General features: G+C 62.8%; 1 protein-coding gene. It reads left to right on the top strand.

Annotated features, from left to right (window positions below; all coding sequences use genetic code 11):
- Positions 1-435: NAD-glutamate dehydrogenase domain-containing protein (locus tag HUS66_RS17470; RefSeq protein ID WP_175072457.1), on the top strand; the 435-nt coding region annotated here is incomplete at both ends.

Genomic DNA, 435 nt, shown 5'->3' with positions numbered 1-435 from the left:
CAAGCAGCGCAACCAGCAGCTGGCCGAGATGACCGACGAAGTCGGCGAGCTGGTGATCAAGGACAACTATCGCCAGACCCAGGCGCTGTCGCTCTCCGAGCAGCAGTCCAAGGAAGGCATGGGCGTCTTCCGTCGCTTCATCAATGAGCTGGAAGCGGCCGGCACCCTGGACCGTGAACTCGAGTTCCTGCCGTCCGATGAGGCGCTGATCGAGCGTTCCAACGCCGGTGAAGCCCTGACCCTGCCGGAACTGTCCGTGCTGGTCTCTTACGCCAAGAGCGATCTCAAGACCAGCTTGATCGCCTCTGACGTGCCGGACGACAGCTACGTGCAGCAGCACCTCGAGCGCGCCTTCCCGCGCGTGCTGATGGAGCGCTTCCCGGAAGAGATGTATCAGCACCGTCTGAAGCGTGAAATCGCCGCGACCCAGATCGC

Origin of the sequence: Onishia taeanensis (assembly GCF_013349955.1) — a bacterium.
Taxonomy (GTDB): Bacteria; Pseudomonadota; Gammaproteobacteria; order Pseudomonadales; family Halomonadaceae; genus Onishia; species Onishia taeanensis_B.
Note: the sequence above shows the minus strand (reverse complement) of the source record. Positions and strands in the feature narration are given on the sequence as shown.